Here is a 25,920-nt window from a genome sequence, read left to right on the forward strand (position 1 = left end):
GCTCAGCTGTAGCGGAATTCCTCGCCGTCGAGGTCGATCAGCGGGAATTCGTCTTTCTCGCGCCAGTAGTCCTGGGTGTGTTGCCATTCGCGCTTGTCGCCGCGCTTGGGCATCAGGTGCATGGAGCGGGCGAGATAGCCGGGATTGAAGTTCGACTCGTCGATCCAGGGCAGGATTTCCATATTGTGGTCCTGCGGGCGCAGGGCGACTTCGACCTGTTTGGCTTTTTTCGAGTCCATCTGTTTCAGGAGGCGGCAGACGAAATCGCCGAGCATGTCGACCCGCAGCGTCCAGCTGGCGCGGAAATAGCCGAACACCCAGACGAGGTTCGGCACGCCGGTGAACATCATGCCGCGATAGGTGACGGTGTCGGACCAGTTGACCGGCTTGCCATCGACGGTGAACGGGATCCCGCCGAGGACGGAGAGGTCGAAACCGGTGGCGGTGATGATGACATCGGCCTCCAGCTCCTCTCCCGATTTCAGCAGGATGCCCTTGGGGGTAAACCGGTCGATATGACCGGTGACGACGCTGGCATGGCCGGCCTTGATGCCTTCGAAGAGGTCGGCATCGGGCACGAAGGCGATACGCTGCTGCCACGGGCGGTAGGCGGGGGTGAAGTGCGACATGTCAAAGTCTTCCGGCAGGCAGGCCTTGACCCCGTCGAGCAGTTCCTGTCGCACCGTGTCGGATTCCTCGAAGGAACGGCGGGTGAATTCGGCCTGCTCGTGATTGTACTTGCGCCGGATGATCTCGTGCACCCACGCTTCATCGACGCCGAGGGTGCGCAGCTCATCGGCCAGCAGGTTCTCGTTGCGCGCGGGGATGAAATAGGTGGGCGAGCGCTGGAGCAGCGTAACGTGGCCGCATTTGCCGGCAATCGCAGGGACGACCGTGGCGGCCGTGGCGCCGGAGCCGATGCAGATGACGCGTTTGCCGGTGAGGTCCATGTCCTCCGGCCAGGTCTGGGGGTGGACGATTTCGCCCTTGAAGTCGGCCATGCCGGGCCATTCGGGCGTGTAGCCTTCGGCATGCTTGTAATAGCCCTGGCACATCCAGAGGAATTTGGCGGTGAAGGTGAGGATATCGCCGGTATCCGGGCGTTCGGCCTTGACAGTCCAGCGTTTCTTCGCGCTCGACCAGCTGGCCGAGAGGATGCGGTGGCGATAGCGGATGTAGGGGGCGAGGCCGTTTTCCTCGATCACTTCGCCCATGTATTTGAGGATTTCCTCGCGGCTGGCAATCGGAGGTCCGACCCAGGGCTTGAAGCGGTAGCCGAAGGTGTAGAGATCGGAATCCGAGCGGATGCCGGGATAGCGGTGCATGTGCCAGGTGCCGCCGAAGGTTTCATAGGCTTCGAGCACCACGAAGGATTTCTTCGGCGTCTGGGTTTTCAGGTGATACGCCGCGCCGACGCCGGAAATGCCCGCGCCGACGACAAGCACATCGAAATGCTCGGTCTTTGGCTTTGTCCCGGTGGTTTTCAGCGTTGCGGTATCGGCCATGCATATCCTCCCTGGGCCCGGCATACGCGGCGCGGGCCTCTTGCGTGTTTCATGGCAAGTTACGCCCTGGGAGGAAGGCGGGTGAATACGCAATCCGCCCTAGATGCCGCAGAGGCAAGCAAGGGGTTTCAGCGGCGACGGCGGCGTCTGAACTGCAGGCTCAGGCCGAGGGCCGCTGTGAGGAGGATGGCGAGGGTGGCGAGCATGGTGCCGATGTCGCGGTTGCGGGTGCCGATGGGTTTGAGGAATTCCCATTTGTGGAGGTTGTTGAAGCTCCACTTTTCGGCCTGACCGAGCGCGGTGGTGTAGGGCATCGCGGCGATGAGGCCTTCACGGACATCGGTGAAGACCAGGCCGGTGGGCGTTTCGACGCGCATCACGGGCAGGCGTTTGTCGGCAAAGCTGTAGCCGCCCTCGAAGCGGGTGACGAAGCTGACCGGGGCGTCCGGCGCGGCGCCAGCGAGGCTGCGGGCGCGGTCGGCATCGGTGAAGCCATCCGGGGCGCCGGTGTAGCGGATGCCGGAGACGCTTTCGAGGCGCCAGAGGGGCGCGCCGCCGGGGCCGGCGGTGGCGATGAGGCTGTTGAGGGCGGGGTCTTCGAGGTGCGGCGCTTCCAGCGCGGCGAGGGGGAAGGCTTCGGGCGCCGGCAGGGCGCGGGCGTGGAGATCGTTCGTCATGAACAGGTGGAAGAGGCCGGAGAGGGTGTAGGCGAGGATGATGGGGAGGGCGACCCAGGCGGCAAGCGTGTGGGCGCGGCGCAGGCCCCTGCCCTTGGCCTTCAGGAGCAGCGCGGCGCCGATCAGCGTGGTGGCGACGACCGTGAGGATCAGGAGCGTCAGCACCGCAATTCGCAGGGGCTCTGCGAAGGAGAGAAAGTTCAGCGTGTGGACGTTCTGGAAGATGGCGAGGAGAGCGCGGCGCTGGGAGTTGGTGACGGCGCCGAGCCGGTCCATGCCGGTATCGACATAGAGTGTGAGGCCATCCGGTGTATCGAGGCGCACTTCCCAGACCGGCAGGAGCCGGTTGATGGACGGATAGTTCGTGGAGAATTGATCCACAGGACGGACGGAGAGAACCTCCGTATCCGGCAGGTCGGCATAGTGGCGGGCGAGCGCGATGGCGTGGGCGGCTTCGGCGCCTGTATCCGGCGCGCCTGTGCGGGCGTTGAGGACGATGCGGGCCGGGGCGCCGGGATCGGCGGCGAACCAGTAAAGCTCACCGCCGACTTCGGCGAGGCGGACATGGGCGCTCGCCTCGAGCCCCGCTGCGCGCAGCGCGTCGCCGGGAGGGACAAGCCCTTCCGGCGGCAGCGCGAGGGGAGACAGTGGCGGCATCTGGATCGCGGCGCGCGGGGCCGTCCAGTTCATGACAGGGTGCAGGAATCCGGTGAAGGCCCAGGCCATCGCCACAAAGGCAGCAACCCAGCCGAGCTTGCGATGCAGATGCCGCGTTTGCATCATTTGCCTCCGAGGCTGAGGCGGACGCCGCCATAGACGGAGAGGCCATCGCCGGGGGTGGCCACGGCGAGGTTGGCGCCGGGGGCCGCGGCGTTCGCGATGGTGGAGGTCATCGTGATGTGGCGCTTGTCCGTCAGGTTGCGGCCCTCGGCGAAGACGGCCACGCGGTCATTCAGTTGCCAGGAGGTGCTGAGATTGTAGAGCGTGTGGCCCGGGATCTTCAGCGTGTTGGCAAAGTCCACCCAGGTGTCTGACTGGACGTATACGGACGGCGCGATGCGCAGGCGGCCATTGGTCCAGGCAAGCTCGCCGGAAACGACGGTTTCCGGCACGCCGGCAAGCGTGTTGTCGCCATAGACGCGGTCGCCATCGAAGCTGAAATCGCTCCAGGTGAGCGCGCCGCGCGTGGTGAGGCGCCCGCCATAGAGGTCATCCGCGATGAGCACGGTGAGGCCAGCCTCGACGCCGCGGTGGATGGTGTCTTCGGCATTGAAGGTGGCGGCCGGGATCAGCGGCGAGGTCTGGAAGGCGATGAACTCGTTCTCCAGCCGCGCGTCGTAGAAGGTGAGCTCATAGGCGAGGCGCGGCGTTGCCCCGCGCACGCCGATTTCGAAGGAGATGCCTTCCTGCGCCTCGATGGGCGTGAAGCCGGCGGCGCCGCCCTGCGTCAGCTGGCCGAAAGCCGGCGGCTCGTAGATGCCGGAGAGGTTGCTGAACACTGTGAAGGTTTCGGACGGGGCCCAGACCACGCCGACCTTCGGGCTGACCTGGGTGAAGTCCTTCTCGTCGCTGAGGGCCCGATTGATGCGGTTCACGACTTCGCGGGAGGTGTCGATGCTGTTCAGGCCCGCGAGCAGCGTCAGTGTCTCGGTGGGTTTCACGCGCAGTTCGCCGTAAAGGTCGAGGCCGCCGGCATATTGCAGCGAGTTGCCGATCCTGAAACCTCGCTGCGTTTGGCGGTTGGCGGTGGCGGTGAAGACGCGGGCGGCAGTGCGCGCGTCGCGCCAGCGGGTGCCGAGCGTCCATTCCACCGGCAGGCCGGAGAGTTCTGCCCCGCCATCGAGGCGGGCGAACAGCATGCTGTCGATCGTGTGCTGGTCGATGACGATGCTGAGCGGATGGTAGAGGCCTTTTTCCGTGTACGAACCGCCGAAGGTGACCTTGCCGAGGGCGCCGGTGTCGATCTCGGTGCGCGTCCAGCTGCGCCAGGAGTTCACGTCCCGGCCAAAGCGGAAATTGTAGGCACCGGCATTGGCGGCCTTCGGCGTGGCGAGGGCCTGCGCGATGGTCAGCGCGCCGGGGATTTCCTGGTTCACGTCATTGCCGAGGATGCCGAAGCGGGTGACCGCGCGGTCATTCCAGCGCCAGCCGGCATTGGCATAGATGCGGCCATTCGATTGCTGGGCGTTCTGCCGGAAGCCATCCTGCTGCTGCATGGTGCCAGCGACGATCACATCGAGCCTTTCGCCCACCCAGCCCGCGCGGGCATGGGCACGGGCGGTGCCATAGCTGCCGCCTTCGAGGCGGAGGAAGGGGTCTGCGCCGGAGTTGCGGGCGGTGATGGCGGCGTATTCGATGGCGCCGCCGAGGCTGGCCGCGCCGGTGGCGAAGGCGTTGGCCCCGCGCCAGACGGTCAAATGGTTGGTGAAGCCCGGGTCGAGTTCCTGATAGTCGCCGAAGCCGTCAGCCGCGCTGATGGGCACGCCGTCGAACAGGAGTTCCACACCGCGCAGGTGGGCATTGTTGGCAACGCCCGAGCCCCGGATGGAGAGGCGGACTTCTTCGGCGAAACGGGGCTGGGCAATGACGCCGGGGGTGAATGCCAGCGTGTCGCGCAGGGTGACGGCGTAGCGGTCCTGAAACTCCGAGGCCGGGACAACGGAGACGTTGCCGGGGCGGGTGGCGGCTTCGGCGGCGGCCTTGGCGGCGTCCTCGTCGAGGGCGTCGCCAAAGGTGGTGACGACTGGGAGACGAGAGGTTTCGTCATCGGCGATAGCTGGCAGGACGGCGGCGAGCGCGAGGGCGCCGAGGGCCGGCAGGACATGGGTTGCGCCCGTACGGGGCCGCTGGGAGGGTTGGTTTTTCACGTGCTTGGACTCTGAAATGTCCGGTGCAGGACCTGTTGAAGCATGCATACCGGATGGCAGGACAGGCCGGCGCGCGCCCGGAAAGGGACGCCTCGCCGGCAACGGCAGTCATTTCAGAGAATTACGGGCGGCCCGGTGGGGTAAGGCGGGGGCGCGGCGAGGCGGCGGGCCGTCTGGAGGCTCGCCGGATGGTGGATGCTGGCTGCGCGGATGATGCGGCGCTCTGCCGGCTGGGGCAGGTCTTCCGGCGGGGCGGCGAGTTGGGTTCCGGCGGCAAAGGCGCAGGGGCTGTGATCGGCGGTCTGGCTGTCACCCTGCCCTTCATCGCCCTCGATGTATTCGCCTGTGGCGAGATCGAGCGTGCGGGTGACCATGCCCTGTTCGGTACAGAGTTCGATCTGGATGCGGCCGGAGGTGTCAGACGTGACCATGTAGCCGGCGGGCACGGCGAGCCGCATCGTCACCGCGAGGGCAACGAGCACCAGCGCCAGGACGCGCAGGGGCGTGAGGGACAGTCCGGCCAGCCACATGCCGCCCTTGTTGCGGACTTCGGCGGGCGGGTCAAAGCCCTTCGCCTGCGAAGAGACGCCGCAGGGCACAGCGCAGGGCATGGGGGGAGACGAAGGCTCAGTAAAGGTTTCGAACAGGGCAAGTATGGTTAAGCATAAACTGGCAGGCGGTGGGTTTTGTCCGAATGTTTCCGTCGGGACGCTAACAGAGACGCAAATGTTTCATGGTTAAAGGGGCGTATTCTTGAGGGAGAACACGAGATGTTCAGTTTTCCACCGCCGCGCTTCGAGCAGCAGAAGTCGGAAGTATTACAGCGGTACCGGATTTTCCGGGGCGCGTGCCTGCATGATGCCGGTCACATTGCGCGCGCTGCGGCGCTGGCGCTGGAGGTTCCGGTCGCGCTTGCCGCGCTGAACGAACGCTACCGCGCCTGGTACCGGTCTGCACACGGAGTGACAGAGAGACGCTTTGCAGCCCTGCAGGAATTCTGCGGGCTGGCGAACCTTGCGGACACTTCTTTCGCAGTCAGCGATGTGCGCCGTGAACCCTACTTTGCCGGACACGAGGCAGTGACCGGGCCGGAGGGGGTGGTCTTTTTCGCGGGCGCGCCGCTGGCGGACCCGGATGGGAAACGGTTCGGCTCGCTATGCCTGATAGGGCCGGAACCACGCGCAACGGGCCCAGAAGAGATCGCCCTGCTGGAAAGTTTCGCGCAGATCCTGAGCCAGGATATCTGCCTGCGCAGCGCCGGGCGCTATGCGGTGGCTGACCTGATCGAGGCGGAGCAGGAGAAATGCGCGCTGTATGATCTCGCCGCCACGGATCCGCTGACACGGGCGTTGAACCGGCGGGCGTTCTTCCGCTTTTCGGAGCGCGAACTGATGCGCAGCGCGCGGCACGGGCGTACGGCGAGCGTGATCGTGTTCGACATCGACCATTTCAAACGTGTCAATGACGTGCACGGACATGATCTGGGCGACCGGGTGCTGAAACGGCTGACCGAGCTGGTCGCGGCCAGCATCCGGGATGAAGACCTGCTGGGCCGGCTTGGCGGGGAGGAATTTGCGATCCTGCTGCCGGAGACGCCGCCGGAACGCGCGATGGCACTGGCGGCGCGGCTCCTGGAAGCCGTCCGTGAGCTGCACTTCGACAGTGCGGAAGGCAGCTTTGGAGTTTCGATCAGCGCTGGGATCAGCATGGGTGAACCCGGCGAGCAGGATGTGTCCGCTGCCCTGAACCGCGCAGACAAGGCGCTCTACCGCGCCAAGCGCGGCGGGCGTGACAGGGCAGAGATGGAGCTTGCGAACAGGTTCGTGGCTGCAGAGGCGGCGAATGTCGTTCAACTCGCCCCGGGCCTGCGCCAGTCCGGCGCAGCATAGCCCCCGCCCTTTACGGCGCCACCAGGCGTTCAATCACCGGGACAAGAGAAAACTGGGTCATTGGCTTGCGAACAAGGGCGGCAAAGCCCGCCCGTTCGGCGGTGACATCGAGGGCGGGCGCGTCCCAGCCCGAGATCATAACAGCCGGCGCCCACTCACCCCGCCGCCTGAGTTCTGCGAGGAGGCCGATGCCGTTCAGGCCGTCCATCTTGAAATCGATGACATAGAGGTTGAAATCGCCAGGGCGAATATCGATCAGGATTTCGTCGGCGCCCGCGAAACTTTCGACCGAGTAGCCGCGTGCCTGCAGCAGCACGGACAGTGACTGGCGCACTGCCGGATTGTCGTCGATGACGGCAATGCGCGCCTGCAGATGTTTCAACTCTGGGACAGCCATGCCGGAACGGACCTTCTGGAATCGGGACAGGTTGCCCGAATCTATGGTAGCGGATTCCGGCTGTCTGTAGGTAGAAGCCCGGAGGGCGCGCCGGATTCGCGAGAGGTCAGCGCGTGCCGAGGCCGGCAGCAAAGGCAATGCGCAGCACGGTCGACAGGCTTGAGGCGCCCATCTTTTCCATCACATTCGCCCGGTGGATCTCCACCGTGCGCGGGGAGATGTCGAGCGTCTCGGCAATCGCCTTGTTGGTCTGGCCATCGACCAGGCCAAGCAGGACTTCCCTTTCCCGCGGGGTGAGCCGCTCGATCAGGCCGCGCGCCTCATCGCTGAGCACATCCTCGCGCCGGCGCGCCTCCAGCCGTTCGAAGGCCCGGGTGAGCGCGCCGACGAGGGTTTCCTTGGCATAGGGCTTCTCGACGAAATCGACGGCGCCGGCCTTCATGGCGCGGACCGCGACGCCGACATCGCCATGTCCCGTCAGCACGATGACCGGCATCGCCACGCCCCGGGCGTTGAGCGCATCCTGCACTTCCAGCCCGTCCATCTGAGGCATCTGCACGTCCAGCAGGATGCAGCCGGGCTCGGCCTCCCCGACCTGGGAGAGGAACGCCACCCCGTCTGGATAGGTTTTCACGCGAAAGCCCGCATGGCGCAGCATGAAGCTCGCCGAATGGCGGATCGCTTCATCATCATCAACCAGGTGAATGAGGCGCGGATCAGTCATATCTCGGATGTATCCGCTTCAAGGCGCAATGTGAACCGGAAACAGATGCCCCCTTCCGGAGGGGAAATGGCGAGTATTGTGCCGCCATGGGCCTCGACAATCGTCTGGCAGATCGACAGGCCGAGGCCCATGCCCTGTGACTTGGTGGTGGCAAACGGCTTGAAGATCGTCTCCTTCATTTCCGCTGACAGGCCGGGGCCATTGTCGCAGACTTCGATGGCGACGAGACCGGTTTCGCCGCCAACAGGGATCAGCGCGCGCACGACGATACGCGCATCGCCCGTGCCGGCGAGGGCATCAATGGCGTTGCGGATGAGGTTGATGACGACCTGCTGGACCTGGACAGGGTCTGCCAGCACGCGCTGGATACGCTCATCGACTTCCAGCTTCACCGGGATGTCAGCCGCTTCCCGCGAGAGGCGCGAGAGGGCGATGGCATCGGCCAGAAGGGGTTCCAGCGCGACGGGCCGGGCTTCGACCTCGCCCCGGGAGACATAGGAGCGCAGCTTTCGGACAATTTCCCCGGCGCGCACGGCCTGGCGGGCGGCCTCGGTCAGCGCCTCGTGCAGGATTTCGCGCATCTCGGGATCGGGCGAATCGAGCAGGTCGCGGCTCGCTTCGAGGTAATTCGCGACGGCCGTGAGCGGCTGGTTCAGCTCATGCGCCAGCGCCGAGGCCATGGTGCCGACGGCACTCAGGCGTGAGAAGTGGACGAGTTCGGCCTGCATTTCCTGCATCCGCATTTCCGAGCGCTGCTGGTCAGTCAAGTCACGGATGAAGGCGGTGAAGACGTAATGTCCGGCGATGAGGGCCTCGCCGATCTTCAGGTCGATGGGGAAAAGCGTGCCATCGGCGCGTGCGGCGATGACGACGCGGCCCTTGCCGATGATCTGGCGCTCGCCGGTGCGCAGGTAGTTGCCGATGTATTTGCCGTGATTGGTGCGGTCGCGGCCGGCCATCAGCCGGTTGACCGGCTGGCCCATCATTTCATCTGCCGTATAGCCGAACAGCGTCTCCGCCGCCCGGCTGAACGCGAGGATCACGCCCGCCTCATCCGTCACGATCATCGCATCGGGCACCGAGGCGAGGATGGAGGCGAGGTGCTGCTGCAGCGCGGGCGCATCGAACCCGCTGAGCGGCGTCGAAGGGGGGCTGGGCGTGTCGCTCATGGGCGGGGTTCCGGACGTCTCCTGCCTCAACTGCCGCGCGCCGCAGCAGATGGCAAGCACGCGGGGTTGAGATGCGGGGCTCAGCGGTTGCGGCTGAGCCGTTCCGGCAGGCGCACCAATGCGAACAGCATCAACCCCGCGCCAATGGCCATCGCATAGCAGCCCCAGCAATGCGGGGCGAGGCCGAGCAAGCTGTGGGTAAGCGGGTCGCTGCCTGTTTCGGCCGCGCCGCAGCGGAAGGCGAGATAGGCGGCAAGCTCCGCCTCGCGCCCCGCCTCGGCGAGCGTCTGGCTGAATTTCAGCGCCCCGGCGCCGGTCAGCGCCGCCCCGGCCAATGCCTGTTTCCACATGGGCAGACTCCTTTTCTCTTCGCCCGCAACAGATGGCGCGGTGCGACAGGCCAGCCCATCCGTAGTTCCCCCTATACAGATGCGCGTGCCCCTCAGGCATCCAGCGGCCAGTGAACAGACGTGAGTCTCAGCAGGCCCGGCAGGAGGGGCGAATCTCATGAGCATACAGGTGCGACCATCCAGCGGCGCAGGGCCGGGAGCCAGTATCGGCACCGTCAGCCTGCTGACAGGCCTTGTGGCCTTCGGTGTCCTCCTGATCGCGGCGAATGCTGCCGATCCGATGATGGGGGCCCATGCCTGGATATTCTTTTTCCTGGCGGTGGGCGGACTTGTCGCAACCGGCCTCTGGGCCGGCAGCCTGAACGGGCGCAACCCGTTCGACGAGGCCCATTATGACGACACGATCGTCAAGTTCGGCGTTTTCACCGCCATGTTCTGGGGTATTGCCGGCTTCCTTGTGGGCCTGATCATCGCCCTGCAGCTGACCTGGCCAAACCTGTTCTATTTCCCTGACCTTGGCTGGACGAATTTCGGCCGGATCCGCCCGCTGCACACGTCTGCCGTGATCTTTGCCTTCGGCGGGAACGTGCTGATCGCGACGAGCTTCTATGTCGTACAGCGCACCTGCCGCACGCGCCTGGCCGGCGGCCTGTGGCCCTGGTTCGTTTTCTGGGGCTTCAACCTGTTCATCGTGATCGCCGGCACGGGCTACCTACTGGGCGTTACTCAGTCCAAGGAATATGCCGAGCCGGAATGGTATGCTGACCTTTGGCTGACGATTGTGTGGGTGGCTTACCTCGCCGTATTCCTCGGCACGCTGTGGAAGCGCAAGGAGCCGCATATCTATGTAGCCAACTGGTTCTACCTGTCATTCATCGTGACGATTGCAATGCTGCACATCGTCAACAACCTGGCGATCCCCGTGAGCCTGACCGGGTCGAAGAGCTATTCGCTCTATTCCGGCGTGCAGGATGCGCTGATCCAGTGGTGGTATGGGCATAACGCCGTCGGCTTCTTCCTGACGACCGGCTTCCTCGCCATCATGTATTACTTCATCCCGAAACAGGTGAACCGGCCGGTTTATTCCTACCGGCTGTCAATCGTGCACTTCTGGTCGCTGATCTTCATCTATATCTGGGCCGGGCCGCACCACCTGCACTATACCGCCCTGCCGCAATGGGCGCAGACGCTGGGCATGGTGTTCTCGGTGATGCTGTGGATGCCCAGCTGGGGCGGCATGATCAACGGCGTGATGACGCTGTCCGGCGCCTGGGACAAGCTGCGTACCGACCCGGTCGTCCGTATGATGATCGTCGCGCTCGCCTTTTATGGCATGTCGACCTTCGAGGGGCCGCTCATGAGCGTGCGCGCCGTCAACGCCCTGTCGCACTATACCGAATGGGGCATTGCGCACGTCCATTCGGGCTCGATGGGCTGGGTCGGCTTCATCAGCTTCGGCGCGCTCTACTGCCTGACGCCGTGGCTGTGGAAGCGCAAGGGGCTTTACTCCAAGGCGCTCGTCGAATGGCACTTCTGGCTCGCGACGCTCGGCATCCTCTTCTACATCACCGCGATGTATGTGGCCGGCATCACCGAAGGCTTCATGTGGCGCGCCTATAACGAGTTCGGCTTCCTGGAGTATGCCTTCATCGAAACCGTCAAGGCCAAGCATGTGATGTATATCATCCGGGCTGCCGGCGGCGCGCTCTACCTGATCGGCGCCCTCCTGATGGCCTACAATCTAATCCGTACCGCGATGGGTCATGGCGAAGCCAGCGAGGCGCGCACCGATGCGCCCCGCAGCGCCGCCCCTGCCCTTCAGCCGGCTGAATAAGGAGCGTCTTCCATGTCGATCTTCAATCGCCACCAGAAACTCGAACGCCACTCCCTGCTCCTGTCGGCCGGCATCCTCGTCGTGGTCGCTATCGGCGGGCTCGTGGAAATCGCGCCCCTCTTCTATCTCGAAAACACGATCGAGAAGGTCGAGGGGATGCGGCCCTACACCCCGCTGGAGCTCAAAGGCCGCAACATCTACATCCGCGAGGGCTGCTATACCTGCCATTCACAGATGGTCCGTCCCCTGAGGGATGAAGTGGAGCGCTATGGCCACTACTCCCTGGCTGCCGAGAGCATGTACGACCACCCGTTCCAGTGGGGCTCGAAACGGACCGGGCCGGACCTTGCCCGCGTCGGCGGCAAGTATTCGGATGAGTGGCACCTTGACCATTTGATCAACCCGGCCGCACTGGTGCCCGACACGGTGATGCCGCCCTATGCTTTCCTCGCGAGCAAGACCCTGCGGTACAATGATGTGGCCGATCATATGATCGCGCTGCGCCGCGCCGGTGTGCCGTATACCGACGACATGATCGCGAACGCGAAAGCCGATCTCGTCGCGCAGGCCTCGCCCGGCGCAGACTTCGACGCCGAGGACGGCCTCCTGGAGCGCTATGACGGTGCTGCCGGCCGGCCTGGAACGGTGAAGATTTCGGACTTCGACCAGGACCCTGCCCGGATCACCGAGATGGATGCCCTGATCGCCTATCTCCAGATGCTCGGAACCCTTGTGGACTTCACGGTCTATGAGGCGGACGACCTTTCGAACCGCCGTTAGGACAGGAGACACGCTGATGTATTCCACGCTTTCAAGTTTTGCGCAGACCTGGGGCCTCGGCTTTTTCGTCCTGATGTTTGCCGTCGCTCTCACCTATGCCCTCTGGCCCGCGAACCGCGACAAGTTCCGCGACGCCGCCAGCACACCCCTGATCGACAAGGACCCTTCCGATGACTGATCATGAGAAAGAAATCGATGAAGTCTCCGGCGTCGAGACGACCGGCCATGTCTGGGACGGCATCCGTGAGCTGAACAACCCGCTACCGCGCTGGTGGCTGTATATCTTCTATGCCACGGTCGTCTGGGGCGTCATCTATATGATCTTCATGCCGGCTATTCCGGCGTTGCCAGGCATGGGAATGAATAACACGCCCGGCCTGCGCGGGCATTCGGACCGCGCGCTGGTGGCCGAGGAAGTCTCCCGCCTGCAGGCCGCACGGGCAGAGGCCGGCGCCCAGCTTGTCACCGCATCGCTGGAGGAGATCGAGACCAACCTCACCCTGCAGCAATTCGCGATGGCGATGGGCGAGAGCGCCTTCGGTGACAATTGCGCGACCTGTCATGGTGCCGGCGGGCGCGGCGCGCGCGGCTATCCGATGCTGGCCGATGACATCTGGCTGTGGGATGGCACCCTGGACGGCATTGAATACACGATCCGCCACGGCATCCGCCATTATGAAGACCCGGACACGCGCATCAGCGCGATGCCCGCCTTCGGCCGTGACGGGCTGCTCACGGGCCGCCAGATCGACGACCTGACACAGTACGTGCTCAAACTGTCCGGGCGCGAGGCGAATGCAGCCGCTGTTGCCCGCGCCGCGCCGCTGTTCGCTCAGCAATGCGCCAGCTGCCATGGCGATCAGGGCAAGGGCGACCGGAATGTCGGCGCGCCCGACCTGACGGATCAGGAGTGGATCTTCGGCGGCGAGGAACGCGACATCCGCCAGACGATCCATGCCGCCCGCAATGCACACATGCCGGGCTGGCAGGGGCGTCTCGATGACGCAACGATCAAGGCGCTTGCCGTCTATGTCCACGCGCTGGGTGGGGGCGAATAGTGACCAAGATCACCCTCATCCAGGGCCGGGACCCGGATGCTCCGAGACCGGAGCGTCCGCCCTCCCTGTATGAGAAACGCACACAGATATATCCGAAGCTCGCCCATGGGCGGTTCCGAACGATCAAATGGGCTGTAATGGCAGTCACGCTCGGCATCTATTACCTGATCCCGTGGCTGCGGTGGGAACGGGGCCCCGGCATTCCGGACCAGGCAGTTCTGGCCGATTTCAATGGCGAGAAGTTCTATTTTTTCTTTCTCGAAATCTGGCCGCAGGAAATCTACTATCTTGGCGGGCTACTGATCGTCGGCGCGCTGGGGCTGTTCCTCGTCACCTCGCTGTTCGGGCGTGTCTGGTGTGGATACACCTGCCCGCAAACGGTGTGGACGGATCTTTATATCTGGGTCGAACGCGCCTTCGAGGGCGACCGGGCCGCCCGTATGCGGCTGGATCATGCGCCAATGAGCCTCAATAAGGCGCTGCGCAAGGGCGGCAAGCATACCGTCTGGCTGCTGATCGCTTTCCTCACGGGCGGCGCGTTCATCCTCTACTGGCATGACGCGCCGACTATCGCCCGCACCTTCTTCATCGGTGAAGCTCCGCTGACGGCTTACTTCTTCGCCGGCGTGCTGACCTTCACGACGTATGCGCTCGCCGGTACGATGCGGGAGCAGGTGTGCACCTATCTCTGCCCCTGGCCGCGCATCCAGGGCGCGCTGACCGATGAGCATGCCCTCAACGTCACCTACCGCTATGACCGGGGCGAACCACGCGGGCCACACCGCAAGGGCGAAAGCTGGGACGGGCGCGGCGACTGTATCGACTGCAAGCAATGCGTGCAGGTCTGCCCCATGGGCATTGACATCCGCGACGGCGACCAGCTGGAATGCATCCATTGCGCGCTCTGTATCGATGCCTGCGACGACATCATGAAGAAGGTGGGACGGCCAACTGCGCTGATTGCCTATGATACCGACAAAGCCGTTACCACGCGCGCCGCAGGCGGAAAGCCGCGCTACAAGCTGCTCCGGACCCGGACCATCCTCTATGCGATCCTGATCGCCCTCATATCCAGCCTGATGCTCTGGGGCTATGCCTCGAAATCGACCTATGAGTTCAGCGTGCTGAAGGATCGCTCGCCGCCCTATATCCGGCTGTCAGATGGACGAATCCGCAATGGCTACACGCTCAAACTCGTCAACAAGTCGAACCAGGCCGAAGACACGATCGTCACGCTGGAAGGCCCGGACGGGACTGAGTTCGAAATCATCGGCCTTGGCTCGATGCCGGCAGGCGAGAGCCTCTCCTTCACCGCCGCTGCGCATGGCGTTGGCCGCTATCGGATGCTCGTGACCGTGCCTGCGAGCCTTGCGGCAACCCAGCCTGCCCTCACCGTTCGAGTGACCTCTGCCCGCACGGGCGAGATCGCCGAAGCCCGCCCGCCCTTCACCACCGGAGCGCCCTGATGACCGCCGCCCTTTCCCCAGCCAGCCCGCCGCCCGGAACGCCCGAACGCAAGACACGCGGCATGACCGGCGGCCACACGCTCATCTGGTTCCTCACCTTCTTCGGAGCGATGTTCGTGGTCAACGGCATCTTCCTCTGGGTGGCGATCACGACCTTTCCCGGCGAAGACGTGAAGAAATCCTATCTCACCGGCCTCGAGTATAACCGCGAAATTGCGCGGCGTGCGCATCAGGCCGAAGCCGGCTGGCAGGCTGAAGCCGGCATTGTCCTCGAAGGCGGCACGACGTTGGTCGAGGCACGCTTCCTGACACGGGAGGGCGACCCTTTGCCTGTCATCGCGGCGGAAGCGCTGCTGCGACATCCGGCCGACACTGCTTTCGACCGGTCCGTGACCCTCATACCCCTCGGCGCCGGGGACTATGCCGCAAGCGTCGAGGCGCTGGCGCCCGGGCAATGGACGATCGTGCTGCGCGCCGAGCTTGATCCGGCGGCGGAGGGTTTTGACCTGATCGCAACGCGCGAGGTGTTCGTGAAATGACCGCAGCTGCGCTCTCCGCGCCCGGATGCCCGTCCGGCCTCGCGCCGCCGGACGCGGCCAGCGCGAGCGATCCTGCGCCCTTTGTGCAGTCCACGGGAAGCGAGAAGCGGCTGGCGCTCAGCGTGCGGGGTGCGCGCTGCGGCGCCTGCCTCGCGCGGATCGAAGCCGCTGCCCGCGCCCTGCCCGGCGTGAGTGATGCGCGGCTGAACCTCTCCAATGGCCGCCTTGATATCCGCTGGACCGGCGACCTTGCGCCGCGCCGCATTGCCGAGGCCATCACCGCGCTCGGCTATGGCGCGGCGCCGCTGGATACCGCCGCTGATCAGTCTGCGGAGCAGAAGGAGGAGCGCGCGCTGCTGCTCGCCATGGGCATTGCAGGCTTTGCGACGGCGAACATCATGCTGCTGTCGGTTTCCGTCTGGGGCGGGCATGGCGAGATGGGCGAAGCGACGCGGCAGGGGCTTCACGCCGTCTCCGGCCTCATCGCGCTACCGACGCTGCTGATCTCCGGCCAGCCTTTCTTCCGTTCGGCCTGGAATGTCCTGAAGAAACGGCGCACCAATATGGATGTGCCCATCTCGCTCGCACTGATCCTGGCTTTCAGCGTCAGCGTCGCCGAGACGATCCGCGGCGGGCCGCACGCCTATTTCGATGCGGCGTGCATGCTGCTCTTCTTCCTGCTGATCGGCCGCTTCCTGGATGCGCGCGTGCGCCGACGGGCCTGGTCGGCTGCACGCGAACTGGCAGCGCTGTCGAGCCGTACCGTAACGCGCCTCTCCGCAGGCGGATCAACCGAGGCCGTGCGCGCCGCCGATATCCGTCCCGGCGACCGGATCCTGCTTGCCCCGGGCGAGCGCGCCGTGGCCGACATGGTGATCGAGGACGGAATCTCCGACCTCGACGAAAGCCTCGTCACCGGCGAAAGCCTGCCGCGCGCCGCCGCGCCGGGCATGACGCTGATGGCTGGCACGATCAACCTCTCCCGCCCCCTCACGGGCCGTGCCGTCGCAGCGGCGGCGGACTCGCTGCTCTCCGATATCGGACGGATGCTGGAGGCGGGCGAGCAGACACGTTCCGCCTACCGCCGGATCGCAGACAAGGCGGTGAGCTTCTATGTGCCGATCGTGCATTCGACGGCGCTGCTGACTTTCCTCGGCTGGTGGCTCGCCGGTATCGGCCTGCGCGAAGCGATCCTGATTGCCGTCTCGACACTGATCATCACCTGCCCCTGCGCGCTGGCGCTGGCGGCGCCGGTGGTGCAGGTGGTGGCCGCCGGGCGGCTGTTCCGGGGCGGGGCGTATTTGAAATCCGGCGACGCGCTGGAACGGATTGCCGCCTGCGACCATATCGTGTTCGACAAGACCGGAACGCTGACCCTCGGCACGCCGCGCCTTGTTCCGGATACGGTGGATTCCGCAACACTTGCCGCCGCCGCGAGCCTCGCCCGGGCGAGCCGTCATCCCCTGTCGCGCGCGCTGGCCGCCGCTGCAGGCCCCGGGCCGGTTGCTGGCAGCATCTCTGAACATCCGGGGCTCGGCCTCGAAGGGGAAATCAATGGCGCGCTTTGCCGCCTCGGCTCCGCCGCCTGGACAGGTGCAGACATCGAACCCGGCGCTGCCGGCGGCATGGCGCTGTGGTTCCAGCAGGGCGAGGCCGCGCCGGTCTGCTTCCGCTTCGAGGATGACATCCAGGACGGCGCTGCCGGGATCGTCCGGGAACTGTCGAAACTCGGCCTGACGGTCGAGATCGTCTCCGGCGACCGGCCAGGCCCCGTCGCGGATGTGGCCGGCAAGCTCGGCATCGCGACCTGGACCGCAGGCGCCAGCCCGCAGGACAAGGCCGCCCGGCTCGAAAAGCTGCAGGCCGAAGGCCGCCGTGTGCTGATGGTCGGCGACGGCCTCAATGATGCGGGCGCCCTCGCCCTCGCCCATGCCTCGGCGGCGCCCGGCGGCGCGCTGGACATCAGCCAGTCAGCCGCCGATGCGGTCTATTCCGGCGGCCTTGCGCCCCTGCCGCGCCTCATCCGCACCGCGCGTCAGGCGAAACGCATCATGCTGCAGAACTTCGCCTTCGCCGCCGCCTACAATGTCGTCGCCGTGCCGATTGCCGTGATGGGTTACGCCACCCCGCTGGTTGCAGCGATTGCCATGTCGGCTTCCTCCGTGGTGGTATGCGTCAACGCGCTCCGCCTGAACGGCCCCCGGGAGAAACAAGCATGAGCAGCCTCATCTTCATGATTCCCATTGCCCTCCTGATGGGCGGGATCGGCCTTGCGGCCTTCCTCTGGTCGGTCCGCGCCGGCCAGTTCGACGACCCCGATGGCGCGGCCCACCGCATCCTCATCACGCCCGATAAGCCGATCGCGGACGAGCCGAAGCGCGGCGCCCCCGGAACCGGGGGATAGACTGAGGACCCGTTTCCCGGCACGCAACCTCCTGCAGCCTTTCGCCGGAACACCGCCCATGCCCGCGCCCGAAGCCCTCACCCTGTCCTGGATCGCCTTCGGCATCGGCCTGTTCTACACCCTCGGCGGGATCGTGGTCATCCGTAGTCTGACCCTCGACAAAATGCTGGACCGCGCCCTGGAAGCGCTCGGCAGCGAGACGGCCCCGCAGGAAAAAATCGCAACTCGCCTGCTCACCGCAGGGGCGCTGCTCACCTTCGCATCCGGCCTTGCCCTTATGGGACTCAGCCGCTGGGCGCCGTGGCTGTTCGGCGCCAACCTCGCCGTGCAGGCTGCATACCTCGCCTGGGCCTCGGTCCATATGCCGACTGAAGACGATCTTGGCCGTAAGGGGCGGCGCGCGACGGTTCGCGCCTTTGTTCTTTATGCTGCGGTGTTTGTCTTCGTGCTTTATGCGGATGGTCGGGTCATCTGGCGCGAATGGTTCTATCCGGACAGGGGCATCCTGCCGCTGTTCATGGAAATCGGCCTGATCGGCCTTTTCACCGCAACCTTCGCCTGGGCATTGGGCCGCCCGGCGCGCGGTATGCACCGGAACGCGCCGGCCTTCGACCCGGACGAATACTTTCCCGAGGACGGCCTCCCGCCACCTGTTCCAAAGCATTTGCGCCTCGCCCCGGAATTCGAATGCTGGCCAACCTGGGATCACGAAACCGGGTACAATGCGGACCCCGAAATGTTGGGCCTGAGCAAAGACCTGCTGGAGAAGATGGGGCGTTGGGACAGCATTCTGCAATCTGGCTACAACCCGGATGATCCCACCGCCTGGCCGTTTGACAGCGTCGAAACCGAGCGCCGCTGGGCGAGCCTTGGCGATGAAATTGCTGATCAACTCGCAGATGAGTGGGAAGGCCCGCTCAGTATACAGATTTCCTCACTGACTTACCTCGTCAACGCGATCCGCGATGGGCTGTCGCCCTATGATGAGGGCGATCCGGCGGGCTTCGACCGGGCGGCACAGGCCTGCGGCGTCGCGGAAATCCGTGAACTGATCAGGCGCCTCGATATTCTCGCGCGGGAAAAAGCCACGGTGCCCGACTGGGACGGCGACACGATGGACGACATCGCGCGCTTCCAAAGCCTCTATGCCAGCCTCCTCGCCCGAGTGCATCCGCGCTACCGGGACGATGTCGAGGCGGGCCTTCAGAGCCCGGAAGAAGAAACCCACCGCTGGGTGCGCCTCGCGCTGGACGGTCAGGCGCGTTGATCCCAGCATGGGAACGAGCCGAGCCGGACGAGGCCCTCAACGCTGACCTTTTCAAGACGTGCAGTCACCCGCTGACCAGCCACAACCCGCTCCGGCGCAATCTCGCTGAGCGGGGCCAGCACGAAGGCGCGCTCCGCCAGGCGCGGATGCGGCAGGGTCAGACGATCCGTATCCAGCACAAGTTCGCCATACCACAAGATGTCCATGTCCAGCGTGCGCGGGCCCCAGCGCTCGCGCCGCTCTCGTCCATGGGTCGCCTCGATGGCAAGGCAGGCAGCGAGCAGCTCCTCCGCCGGCAGCGCCGTCTCGAGGATCAGGCAGGCGTTGTAATAATCCTGCTGTCCCGGCGGACCGACGGGCGGGGTCTGCCAGAGCGAAGACGCCGCGATGATCCGTGTACCGTTGAGCTTAGCCAGCGCGCGCGCCGCGCCCGCAAGATGCGCTGCCCGGTCTCCGAGGTTCGAGCCAAGGCCGATCGCGGCTTCAGCCATGCCGGCGCCGCTCGATCGCGATGCCGACATGGTCCACAATATGCCGGATCGGCGCGCGCGGCTTGCGAATCTCGATACGGACGGCTTCGATGGGCGGGAAGGCCGCGAAAATCGCCGCCGCGATCCGTTCCGCGAGCGTCTCGATCAGGTTGAACACTTCGCCCTCCGACACGCTGACGACGAGATCGCAGATTTCGCCATAACACACTGTGTCGTCCATCACATCGCGCGGCGGCTTGTCGGTGACCATGTCACAGGCGATGTCGACTTCGAAAATCTGGCCCAGCGCCTTTTCCGCATCCTTCAGCCCATGGAAGCCATGAATGCGCAGGTTGCGCACCTTGATTTCGGTTTTCATCATGCCCGCTTCGTCCCGGTTGCCTCGAACACCTTCAGCGCGTCAGCATGTTCAGCCACATCGTGCACGCGAAGGATACGCGCGCCCCGGTACACCGCGATGAGGTTCGCTGCAATCGTCCCGGCCAGTCTTTCCTGCACAGGGCGGCCGGTGACATGGGCGAGGAAACTCTTGCGCGACAGGCCCGCGAGGACGGGGAGCCCGAAACGCGCCAGAGACTCGAGGTGGGAGATGAGTTCCAGATTCTGCTCCTGCGCCTTCGCAAAGCCGATGCCGGGGTCAAGCCAGATGCGCTCCCGCAGGATGCCGCCCTCTTGTGCGCGCGCAACCGCCGCTTCGAAGAAAGCCTCCATGTCCCGCACAGCATCCAGCAGCGGGTCCGTCCTGCCCCGGTTATAGGTGATGACCACGCCGGCTTCGGTCTCGGCCGCTGCGTCCGGCATGTCCGGATCGGCCAGCAGCCCGGTCACATCATTGATGATGACCGCTCCGGCCGCCACTGCCGCGCGGGCGACCTGTGCTTTCATCGTGTCGATGGAGAGGGGTACGTCCAGCTCGGACGTCAGCAGGCGGATGACCGGGATGACACGGGCGAGTTCCTCTTCCGCGCTGACAGGCTCAGCGCCGGGGCGGGTGGATTCGCCGCCGACATCGAGGATGTCCGCGCCCGCCTCCACCATTCGCCGGGCCTGCGCCAGCGCGGCACCCGGCGCATCATACCGTCCGCCATCGGAGAAACTGTCGGGCGTGACATTCAGGATGCCCATGATCAGCACACGGTTGCGGGCCGCTTCGAGCACGCGGTCGCGCCGGGCGGCGTCAATCATGGCGCGCCTCCGCCAGCAGTCTGATACAGGCAGCGATCAGACCCGGCGGCAGACGTGGATCCAAAACAGTTTCGCCAAGCCGGGAGACTGGCTGCACAATTCTGAGGCTATTGGTCAGGAACAGGCCATCGGCGCGCAAAAGGTCCTCCCTCGTCAGGCTGGCTTCCTCCGCGATCAGGCCCATGCCTGCAGCATGTTCAAGCATCCAGCCCCGGAGGACTCCCGGCAAAGCGCCATCGGCCACGGGCGGTGTCATGATCCGGTCGCCATAGCGCGCAAACACGTTCGCCGCGCTGGCGCAGGCCGCATTTCCGTCCATGTTCAGCAGCAGGGCTTCGTCGAATCCGGCTTGCGTGGCGGCGCGCAGGGCCATGATATTATCCGTGTACGATAGTGTCTTGTGCCGCGCCGAGGGCGACGTGGGATTGCGGCGTATGTCACTGATCGCAAGGCTGGCCGCGCGCGCAGGGAACGGCAGTTCGCTGGCCGTGAAGCGCGCCATCAGCGTCGGGGTGTCGGCGCCGTCCCCGGCAAGCCCCCGCGCCCCCGGCCCCCGCGTGACGGTTACACGCAGCGCGCCGCTTGCGCCCTCCGGCACGAGACCGTCCAGCAACTTCTCCACCGCTTCCGTCTCAAAGGCGATTCCGAGCGCGGCGGCGTCGCGGGCGAGGCGCGCAAGATGTGCCTCGCGCAGGATGATCCCTCCCCTCACGATCCGGGCGGTCGTGAAGACACCATCGGCCAGCATCAGCCCCCGGTCTGACAGATCGAACGGTTGCACAGCGCCGGGCGCAGCGGTGGAGGACTGGATCATGCGGAACAGGGTGCGCCCTCCTGCCGTGCCAGCACGAGGAAGTTCTGCAACAGCGCGCTGCCCTGCGGCGTCAGGATCGATTCCGGATGGAACTGCACGCCATAGACCGGCAGGCGCTCATGCGAAATCGCCATCACCTCGCCGCTGGGCGAGATGGCGTCAATCACCAGCGGTGCGGGTAACTCCGGCGCCTCCGCGATCAGCGAATGATAGAGCCCCGCCTCGAAATCCTGCGGCAGTCCCTCGAAGAGACCGCGGCCCGTGTGATTGATCCGTACACTGCGGCCATGCGCGGGCGTTTTCGCGCGGGTGATCTGCCAGCCATAGGCGGCTGCGATGGCCTGATGGCCGAGGCACACACCCAGGATCGGCACATGGCCGGCAAATTCGCGGATCGCCTCCAGCGAAATTCCAGCTTCAGCAGGCGTGCAGGGCCCCGGCGAGATCACGATGGCTTCCGGCGCGAGGCGGCGCACATCCTCCAGCGTGATCCGGTCGCTGTCGGCAATCTCCATGCTTGCGCCGAGTTCGGTCAGGTAGCGGTCGAGATTGAAGACAAAACTGTCCCGGTTGTTCAGCATCAGGATCATGCCGCCTCCACCTTCAGGGGCGCCGCCGCCGTCAGCCGCTCAGCCTTGAGGCAGATTTCGGCATACTCCGCCTGCGGATCGGAGAGCAGCGTAATGCCCGCCCCGGCCCAGAGGCGCGTTTCATCTGGCAACATATCGAGCGTGCGGATCAGGATGGAAGCATCCATTGCCCCGTCATGCCCGATCCAGAGGAGCGACCCACAGAACGCGCCGCGCGCCGCAGGTTCCAGCGTATCGATCACCTCCATCGCGCGCAGCTTCGGCGCGCCGGTGATGGACCCGCCGGGAAACACCGCGCCGAAAAGGTCTGCCGCGCCCTGCCCCGCCGCCAGCTGCCCTTCAATCGAAGAGACGAGGTGGTGCAGGCCCGCGAAACTCTCCAGCCGGCAAAGAGACGGAACGTGTACGGAGGAAGATGTGCAGACGCGGGAGAGATCATTGCGCAGGAGGTCCACGATCATCACATTCTCGGCCCGGTCCTTCTCCGAGGCGATGAGCTCGGCGCGCCGCGCAGCATCCTCGGCTGCGTCCCGTCCCCGGCGGATCGTGCCCTTGATGGGTTCGGCCAGCACACGGCCCGAAGCCTCCCCCCGCACAAGGCGTTCGGGCGAGAGGCTCGCAATCATCCGGTCCCGGAATATGCCGAAGGCGGCAAAAGGCGCGGGCGCACGGACGCGCAGGGCGAGGTAGTGCGCGAACGCTTCCTCCCGCGACAGCGCCCGGCTGGTCCAGAGGCCGGCAAGGTTCGCCTGGTAGATATCCCCTGCACGGATGAATTCCTGCGCGCGGGCCACTGCCCCGGTGAAGGCGGCTGCGCTGGTGACCTGCGTCCAGCTGAGCACGCCCGGGGCGGCCATGCGCGCTGGCGCCGCTGCAAGACGCGCCTTCAAATCCGCAATCCGCGCGCGCGCCCGGGCATCGTCTGCGCCCTCCCCGTGGCCGCCAAGCCCGGCGCTGTAGACCGCCGCCACGCCGCGCGCATGGTCGAAGGCGATCACCGCGTCATACATGCCAAGCTCAATCGGCGCTGCGCCCGTGGCCACATGGGCGGAGGAGAAGCGCGGCTCGAACGCTGCCGCCGCTTCATAGCTCACATATCCCGCCGCCCCGCCCTGGAAGGGCGCACCGCCCGGTCGCGTCTCTGCCCGCCATTGGGCCAGCCAGCGCTTCAGCGCCCCGGCTGCCTCCGGCCCCGCGCCGGGCATCAGCCGGCTGACCGGCCAGACGCAGATATAAGACCAGCGGCCTGCCGGATGGCCTGTATCTGCGCTATCCAGCCACAGGAAGCCGTCCTCGCCGCAGAGCGCCGCAGCGGCGGTCACAGGATCGAGCTCTGGCAGCGCCTCGCAAATCATGGCCGCTATCTAGCCCGCCCCTGCCCGCCCGCAAAGCCGGTAGGCCCAGATTTGCCATTGACTTCGTTCCAATTCAGCACTTACTCGCCAGCAAGAAACCCGGGAGGGCGCCCATGCCCCATCGCAACGCAACCTGCGCCATCGTCGGCGCGGGCGATTTCATCGGCGCGGCCATCGCCCGCAAGTTTGCCGCCGAGGGCTATACCGTCGTCGCCGGCCGCCGGAATGCAGACAAGCTGGAAGGGCTGAAGGCTGAGATCGAATCCGCCGGGGGCCGCCTTGCCGCCCGCGCGCTCGATGCCCGGCAGGAAGACCAGGTCACCGCCTTCCTCGCCGCTGCCGAGGAAATCGCGCCGCTGGAGGTCGTGATCGCCAACCCCGGCGCCAATGTGAACTTCCCGATCCTTGAGACGACCGAGCGGGTGTTCTTCAAGGTCTGGGAAATGGCCTGCAAGGCTGGCTTCCTGACGGGGCGGGAGGCGGCCCGGCTGATGCTGCCGCGCGGGCGGGGCTCGATCTTCTTCACCGGCGCAACCGCCAGCCTGCGCGGCGGGGCGGGCTTTGCCGCCTTCGCCAGCGCCAAGGCGGGGCTGCGCATGGTGGCGCAAGCAATGGCGCGCGAGCTCGGGCCGCAGGGCCTGCATGTCGCCCACCTGATCATTGACGCCGGCGTCGATACCGATTTCGTCCGCGACCGGATCCGCGCCGCCCGCGGCGAAGACGCGCTTGCCTCCCTGCCGCCCGATACGCTGATGAACCCCGCCTCGATCGCCGAGGCCTACTGGTATCTCCACACGCAGACGCGCGACGCCTGGACGTTCGAGATGGATCTTCGCCCCCATGGAGAAAGCTGGTCATGAAAACCGTTGAGTTCCAGTTCGATTTCGGCAGCCCGAACGCTTACCTCTCGCACGCCGTCATCCCCGGCATCGAGGCGCGCACAGGCGCAACGTTCGAATACGTCCCCGTCCTGCTCGGCGGGCTGTTCAAGGCGACGGGCAACCAGCCGCCCTTCATGGCCTATGCCGGCGTGCCGGCTAAGATGGCGTATGAACAGTTGGAGCTGCGCCGCTTTGTGGACCGCCACCAGATCCCCTTCCGCATGAACCCGCATTTCCCGGTCAATACGCTGCTGATGATGCGCATGGCCACCGCCGCCGCCATGGAAGGCAAGGCGCGGGACTTCGCCTCTGCGGTCTTTCCGCTGATGTGGGAAAAGGGCGTGAACATGGGCGATCCGGAGATTGTCGCAGCAGGTCTCGCAGAAGCGGGGCTGGATGCCGCGCACTGGGCCGCGCGGGCGCAGGCGCCGGAGGTGAAAGCCCGCCTGGCGGACGTGACCGAAAGCGCCGTTCGGCGCGGCGCCTTTGGCAGCCCCAGCTTTTTCCTGGGTGATGACCTCTATTTCGGCAAGAACACGCTCGCCGAAATCGAAACACACCTCGCCTCCTGAGGCCTGGCAGCAGCCCCGAAAAAGTGCCAGCAGCTGCGAATTTTCAGGCCTGTCATGTGAAATCGCCCGGTTGCACGACTCAGGAATGACATTAGCGTGCGCGGTCTGGTTTAAGCCAAACCGACGGGTGGGCCGTGGTGTGGCAGGACGCAAGGATTTGGCGAACCATGGCGCCGGATGAAGTGGAAGAAGTGCGGTTCGCGCTGTCGCGGCCGCGGTTCAATGACTGGATGATGCCACCCGTCACACCCGGTGACTGGCAGGAACTGGAGGGCGAGGAAGCCCTTGCGACGGTGCTTTCCGTCTGCCGCTGGATCAGCATGAACACCGGCGAGCCGAACCTCGCGCAGGAGTGGAGCATCGACCGCGTCCGCGTGCGCCCGCTCGCCTGCTATGAGGACGCGCTGCTGGTCGAATTTGCCGGCTATGCGGACCATTCGCGGCCGGGCCTGATCAATGTGATCCTGATTGATGAGGAGATGGTGCTGCTGGACGGCAACTCCAGCGCTTTCCACGAACTCAACATGACGTGGCGTCCGAAGCTGCAGACCCCGGCGGGCCGGCTCGATTACCTGCTGCTGTTCATGAACTGGGTTCATGGCGATGAGGGCCGCTTTCACCCCATCGGTTCGCCGGAGGAACTCGCAGCCCGGCTGGATCCGGAAGCCGGCTTCCGGATCGACCCGGCGATGCTAGCCCCGATGCGTGAATTGCCCCCGCCTGAGGATGCCACCGACGGCACGGCGCAGTTCTCCGGCACCGTCCTTTATGGAGACGCGCTGTTCGTGACGAACATGCATGTGTATCCGAACGGCATGGTCGAGATGATGGATGATGAGCCGCTGATGGCCCCCATACCCGTCCGGCCGGAGCAGCTTGTTGGCCCCTTGCTGGTAACACCAGTCTGATCATCAGGGGCGCGGGGGGAGAAAAAGTGCTGGATCTGATGCCGATCGAATCGAAACTCGAAATGCCGCACGAACTTGAGGGAAGCCGCCTGCTGGTGGGCTGGTCGATGGAGCTGGAGCACACCCGCCAGCCGATTGGCTTCAGCTTCGGCGATCCCGCGCTGAATCCGGCGACGGGATACATCGACCCCATCCTGA

General features: G+C 65.5%; 27 protein-coding genes. 13 read left to right on the forward strand and 14 right to left on the reverse strand.

Annotation, left to right across the window (positions count from 1 at the left end):
* Positions 1–2: 2 nt before the first annotated feature.
* The 4 genes from ACK4SV_RS14035 to ACK4SV_RS14050 form a co-directional block, all read right to left on the reverse strand.
* On the reverse strand, positions 3–1,505 hold the full coding sequence (locus tag ACK4SV_RS14035; RefSeq protein ID WP_409918470.1) for a flavin-containing monooxygenase: 1,503 nt from the start codon (positions 1,503–1,505) through the stop codon (positions 3–5).
* Positions 1,506–1,633: 128 nt separating this feature from the next.
* Positions 1,634–2,962, reverse strand: a complete 1,329-nt coding sequence (locus tag ACK4SV_RS14040) for a hypothetical protein (protein ID WP_409918471.1) — start codon at positions 2,960–2,962, stop codon at positions 1,634–1,636.
* Positions 2,962–5,049 (reverse strand): TonB-dependent receptor family protein, encoded by a 2,088-nt coding sequence (locus ACK4SV_RS14045; RefSeq protein WP_409918472.1) that lies wholly within the window; start codon positions 5,047–5,049, stop codon positions 2,962–2,964. The genes ACK4SV_RS14040 and ACK4SV_RS14045 overlap by 1 nt, the downstream gene beginning before the upstream one ends.
* Before the next feature lie 113 nt (positions 5,050–5,162).
* Entirely contained in the window at positions 5,163–5,660 is a 498-nt protein-coding gene (locus ACK4SV_RS14050; protein WP_409918473.1) for a DUF2946 family protein, read from the reverse strand.
* Positions 5,661–5,819: 159 nt separating this feature from the next.
* Here ACK4SV_RS14050 and ACK4SV_RS14055 point away from each other — a divergent pair, with 159 nt between their 5' ends.
* Entirely contained in the window at positions 5,820–6,938 is a 1,119-nt protein-coding gene (locus tag ACK4SV_RS14055) for a diguanylate cyclase (RefSeq protein ID WP_409918474.1), read from the forward strand.
* A gap of 10 nt (positions 6,939–6,948) precedes the next feature.
* Here the strand turns inward: ACK4SV_RS14055 and ACK4SV_RS14060 are convergent, their stop codons facing one another.
* The 4 genes from ACK4SV_RS14060 to ACK4SV_RS14075 form a co-directional block, all read right to left on the reverse strand.
* On the reverse strand, positions 6,949–7,335 hold the full coding sequence (locus tag ACK4SV_RS14060; RefSeq protein ID WP_409918475.1) for a response regulator: 387 nt from the start codon (positions 7,333–7,335) through the stop codon (positions 6,949–6,951).
* 106 nt (positions 7,336–7,441) lie between these two features.
* Positions 7,442–8,059: a response regulator transcription factor gene (locus ACK4SV_RS14065; protein WP_409918476.1), complete on the reverse strand. Its 618-nt coding sequence runs from the start codon at positions 8,057–8,059 to the stop codon at positions 7,442–7,444.
* Positions 8,056–9,228: an ATP-binding protein gene (locus ACK4SV_RS14070; protein ID WP_409918477.1), complete on the reverse strand. Its 1,173-nt coding sequence runs from the start codon at positions 9,226–9,228 to the stop codon at positions 8,056–8,058. Before ACK4SV_RS14070 ends, ACK4SV_RS14065 begins: the two co-directional genes overlap by 4 nt.
* 80 nt (positions 9,229–9,308) lie before the next feature.
* Positions 9,309–9,578, reverse strand: a complete 270-nt coding sequence (locus ACK4SV_RS14075; protein ID WP_409918478.1) for a hypothetical protein — start codon at positions 9,576–9,578, stop codon at positions 9,309–9,311.
* 157 nt (positions 9,579–9,735) lie between these two features.
* Here ACK4SV_RS14075 and ccoN point away from each other — a divergent pair, with 157 nt between their 5' ends.
* From ccoN to ACK4SV_RS14120, 9 genes are read left to right on the forward strand one after another with little or no spacing between them, the layout of a single operon-like run.
* Positions 9,736–11,412 carry a cytochrome-c oxidase, cbb3-type subunit I gene (ccoN, locus tag ACK4SV_RS14080; protein ID WP_409918479.1) on the forward strand — a complete coding sequence of 559 codons (1,677 nt, stop codon included), beginning with the start codon at positions 9,736–9,738 and terminating at the stop codon, positions 11,410–11,412.
* A gap of 12 nt (positions 11,413–11,424) precedes the next feature.
* Positions 11,425–12,192 carry a cytochrome-c oxidase, cbb3-type subunit II gene (gene ccoO, locus ACK4SV_RS14085; protein ID WP_409918480.1) on the forward strand — a complete coding sequence of 256 codons (768 nt, stop codon included), beginning with the start codon at positions 11,425–11,427 and terminating at the stop codon, positions 12,190–12,192.
* 16 nt (positions 12,193–12,208) lie between these two features.
* Positions 12,209–12,370, forward strand: coding sequence for a cbb3-type cytochrome c oxidase subunit 3 (locus ACK4SV_RS14090; RefSeq protein WP_409918481.1), 162 nt, complete (start codon positions 12,209–12,211; stop codon positions 12,368–12,370).
* A complete protein-coding gene (ccoP, locus tag ACK4SV_RS14095; protein WP_409918482.1) occupies positions 12,363–13,250 on the forward strand; it encodes a cytochrome-c oxidase, cbb3-type subunit III in 888 nt (295 codons plus the stop codon). The genes ACK4SV_RS14090 and ccoP overlap by 8 nt, the downstream gene beginning before the upstream one ends.
* Positions 13,250–14,716 carry a cytochrome c oxidase accessory protein CcoG gene (gene ccoG / locus ACK4SV_RS14100; RefSeq protein WP_409918483.1) on the forward strand — a complete coding sequence of 489 codons (1,467 nt, stop codon included), beginning with the start codon at positions 13,250–13,252 and terminating at the stop codon, positions 14,714–14,716. Before ccoP ends, ccoG begins: the two co-directional genes overlap by 1 nt.
* Positions 14,716–15,255 (forward strand): FixH family protein, encoded by a 540-nt coding sequence (locus ACK4SV_RS14105; RefSeq protein WP_409918484.1) that lies wholly within the window; start codon positions 14,716–14,718, stop codon positions 15,253–15,255. Before ccoG ends, ACK4SV_RS14105 begins: the two co-directional genes overlap by 1 nt.
* Positions 15,252–17,474 (forward strand): heavy metal translocating P-type ATPase, encoded by a 2,223-nt coding sequence (locus ACK4SV_RS14110; RefSeq protein WP_409918485.1) that lies wholly within the window; start codon positions 15,252–15,254, stop codon positions 17,472–17,474. Before ACK4SV_RS14105 ends, ACK4SV_RS14110 begins: the two co-directional genes overlap by 4 nt.
* Positions 17,471–17,659, forward strand: coding sequence for a cbb3-type cytochrome oxidase assembly protein CcoS (gene ccoS / locus ACK4SV_RS14115; protein ID WP_409918486.1), 189 nt, complete (start codon positions 17,471–17,473; stop codon positions 17,657–17,659). Before ACK4SV_RS14110 ends, ccoS begins: the two co-directional genes overlap by 4 nt.
* 58 nt (positions 17,660–17,717) lie before the next feature.
* Entirely contained in the window at positions 17,718–18,926 is a 1,209-nt protein-coding gene (locus ACK4SV_RS14120) for a hypothetical protein (RefSeq protein ID WP_409918487.1), read from the forward strand.
* Here the strand turns inward: ACK4SV_RS14120 and folK are convergent.
* From folK to ACK4SV_RS14150, 6 genes are read right to left on the reverse strand one after another with little or no spacing between them, the layout of a single operon-like run.
* The gene (folK, locus tag ACK4SV_RS14125; protein WP_409918488.1) at positions 18,914–19,417 is read right to left on the reverse strand and encodes a 2-amino-4-hydroxy-6-hydroxymethyldihydropteridine diphosphokinase; all 504 of its coding nucleotides are present in this window, start codon (positions 19,415–19,417) and stop codon (positions 18,914–18,916) included. The genes ACK4SV_RS14120 and folK overlap by 13 nt on opposite strands.
* A complete protein-coding gene (folB, locus tag ACK4SV_RS14130) occupies positions 19,410–19,778 on the reverse strand; it encodes a dihydroneopterin aldolase (RefSeq protein WP_409918489.1) in 369 nt (122 codons plus the stop codon). Before folB ends, folK begins: the two co-directional genes overlap by 8 nt.
* Positions 19,775–20,602, reverse strand: a complete 828-nt coding sequence (gene folP, locus ACK4SV_RS14135) for a dihydropteroate synthase (protein ID WP_409918490.1) — start codon at positions 20,600–20,602, stop codon at positions 19,775–19,777. The genes folB and folP overlap by 4 nt, the downstream gene beginning before the upstream one ends.
* Positions 20,595–21,416 carry an aminotransferase class IV gene (locus tag ACK4SV_RS14140; protein ID WP_409918491.1) on the reverse strand — a complete coding sequence of 274 codons (822 nt, stop codon included), beginning with the start codon at positions 21,414–21,416 and terminating at the stop codon, positions 20,595–20,597. The genes folP and ACK4SV_RS14140 overlap by 8 nt, the downstream gene beginning before the upstream one ends.
* The gene (locus tag ACK4SV_RS14145; RefSeq protein ID WP_409918492.1) at positions 21,413–22,006 is read right to left on the reverse strand and encodes an anthranilate synthase component II; all 594 of its coding nucleotides are present in this window, start codon (positions 22,004–22,006) and stop codon (positions 21,413–21,415) included. The genes ACK4SV_RS14140 and ACK4SV_RS14145 overlap by 4 nt, the downstream gene beginning before the upstream one ends.
* Complete coding sequence (locus ACK4SV_RS14150) at positions 22,003–23,361, reverse strand: anthranilate synthase component I family protein (protein WP_409918493.1); 1,359 nt, start codon at positions 23,359–23,361, stop codon at positions 22,003–22,005. Before ACK4SV_RS14150 ends, ACK4SV_RS14145 begins: the two co-directional genes overlap by 4 nt.
* Before the next feature lie 113 nt (positions 23,362–23,474).
* On the opposite strand from ACK4SV_RS14150, the gene ACK4SV_RS14155 reads away from it, so the two are divergent.
* The 3 genes from ACK4SV_RS14155 (at position 23,475) to ACK4SV_RS14165 (ending at position 25,722) form a co-directional block, all read left to right on the forward strand.
* Positions 23,475–24,221 (forward strand): SDR family NAD(P)-dependent oxidoreductase, encoded by a 747-nt coding sequence (locus tag ACK4SV_RS14155; RefSeq protein ID WP_409918494.1) that lies wholly within the window; start codon positions 23,475–23,477, stop codon positions 24,219–24,221.
* A complete protein-coding gene (locus ACK4SV_RS14160; protein WP_409918495.1) occupies positions 24,218–24,814 on the forward strand; it encodes a 2-hydroxychromene-2-carboxylate isomerase in 597 nt (198 codons plus the stop codon). Before ACK4SV_RS14155 ends, ACK4SV_RS14160 begins: the two co-directional genes overlap by 4 nt.
* Before the next feature lie 167 nt (positions 24,815–24,981).
* Complete coding sequence (locus tag ACK4SV_RS14165; protein ID WP_409918496.1) at positions 24,982–25,722, forward strand: hypothetical protein; 741 nt, start codon at positions 24,982–24,984, stop codon at positions 25,720–25,722.
* Positions 25,723–25,920: the final 198 nt, after the last annotated feature.

Source organism: Hyphomonas sp. (assembly GCF_046313735.1).
GTDB lineage: Bacteria > Pseudomonadota > Alphaproteobacteria > Caulobacterales > Hyphomonadaceae > Hyphomonas.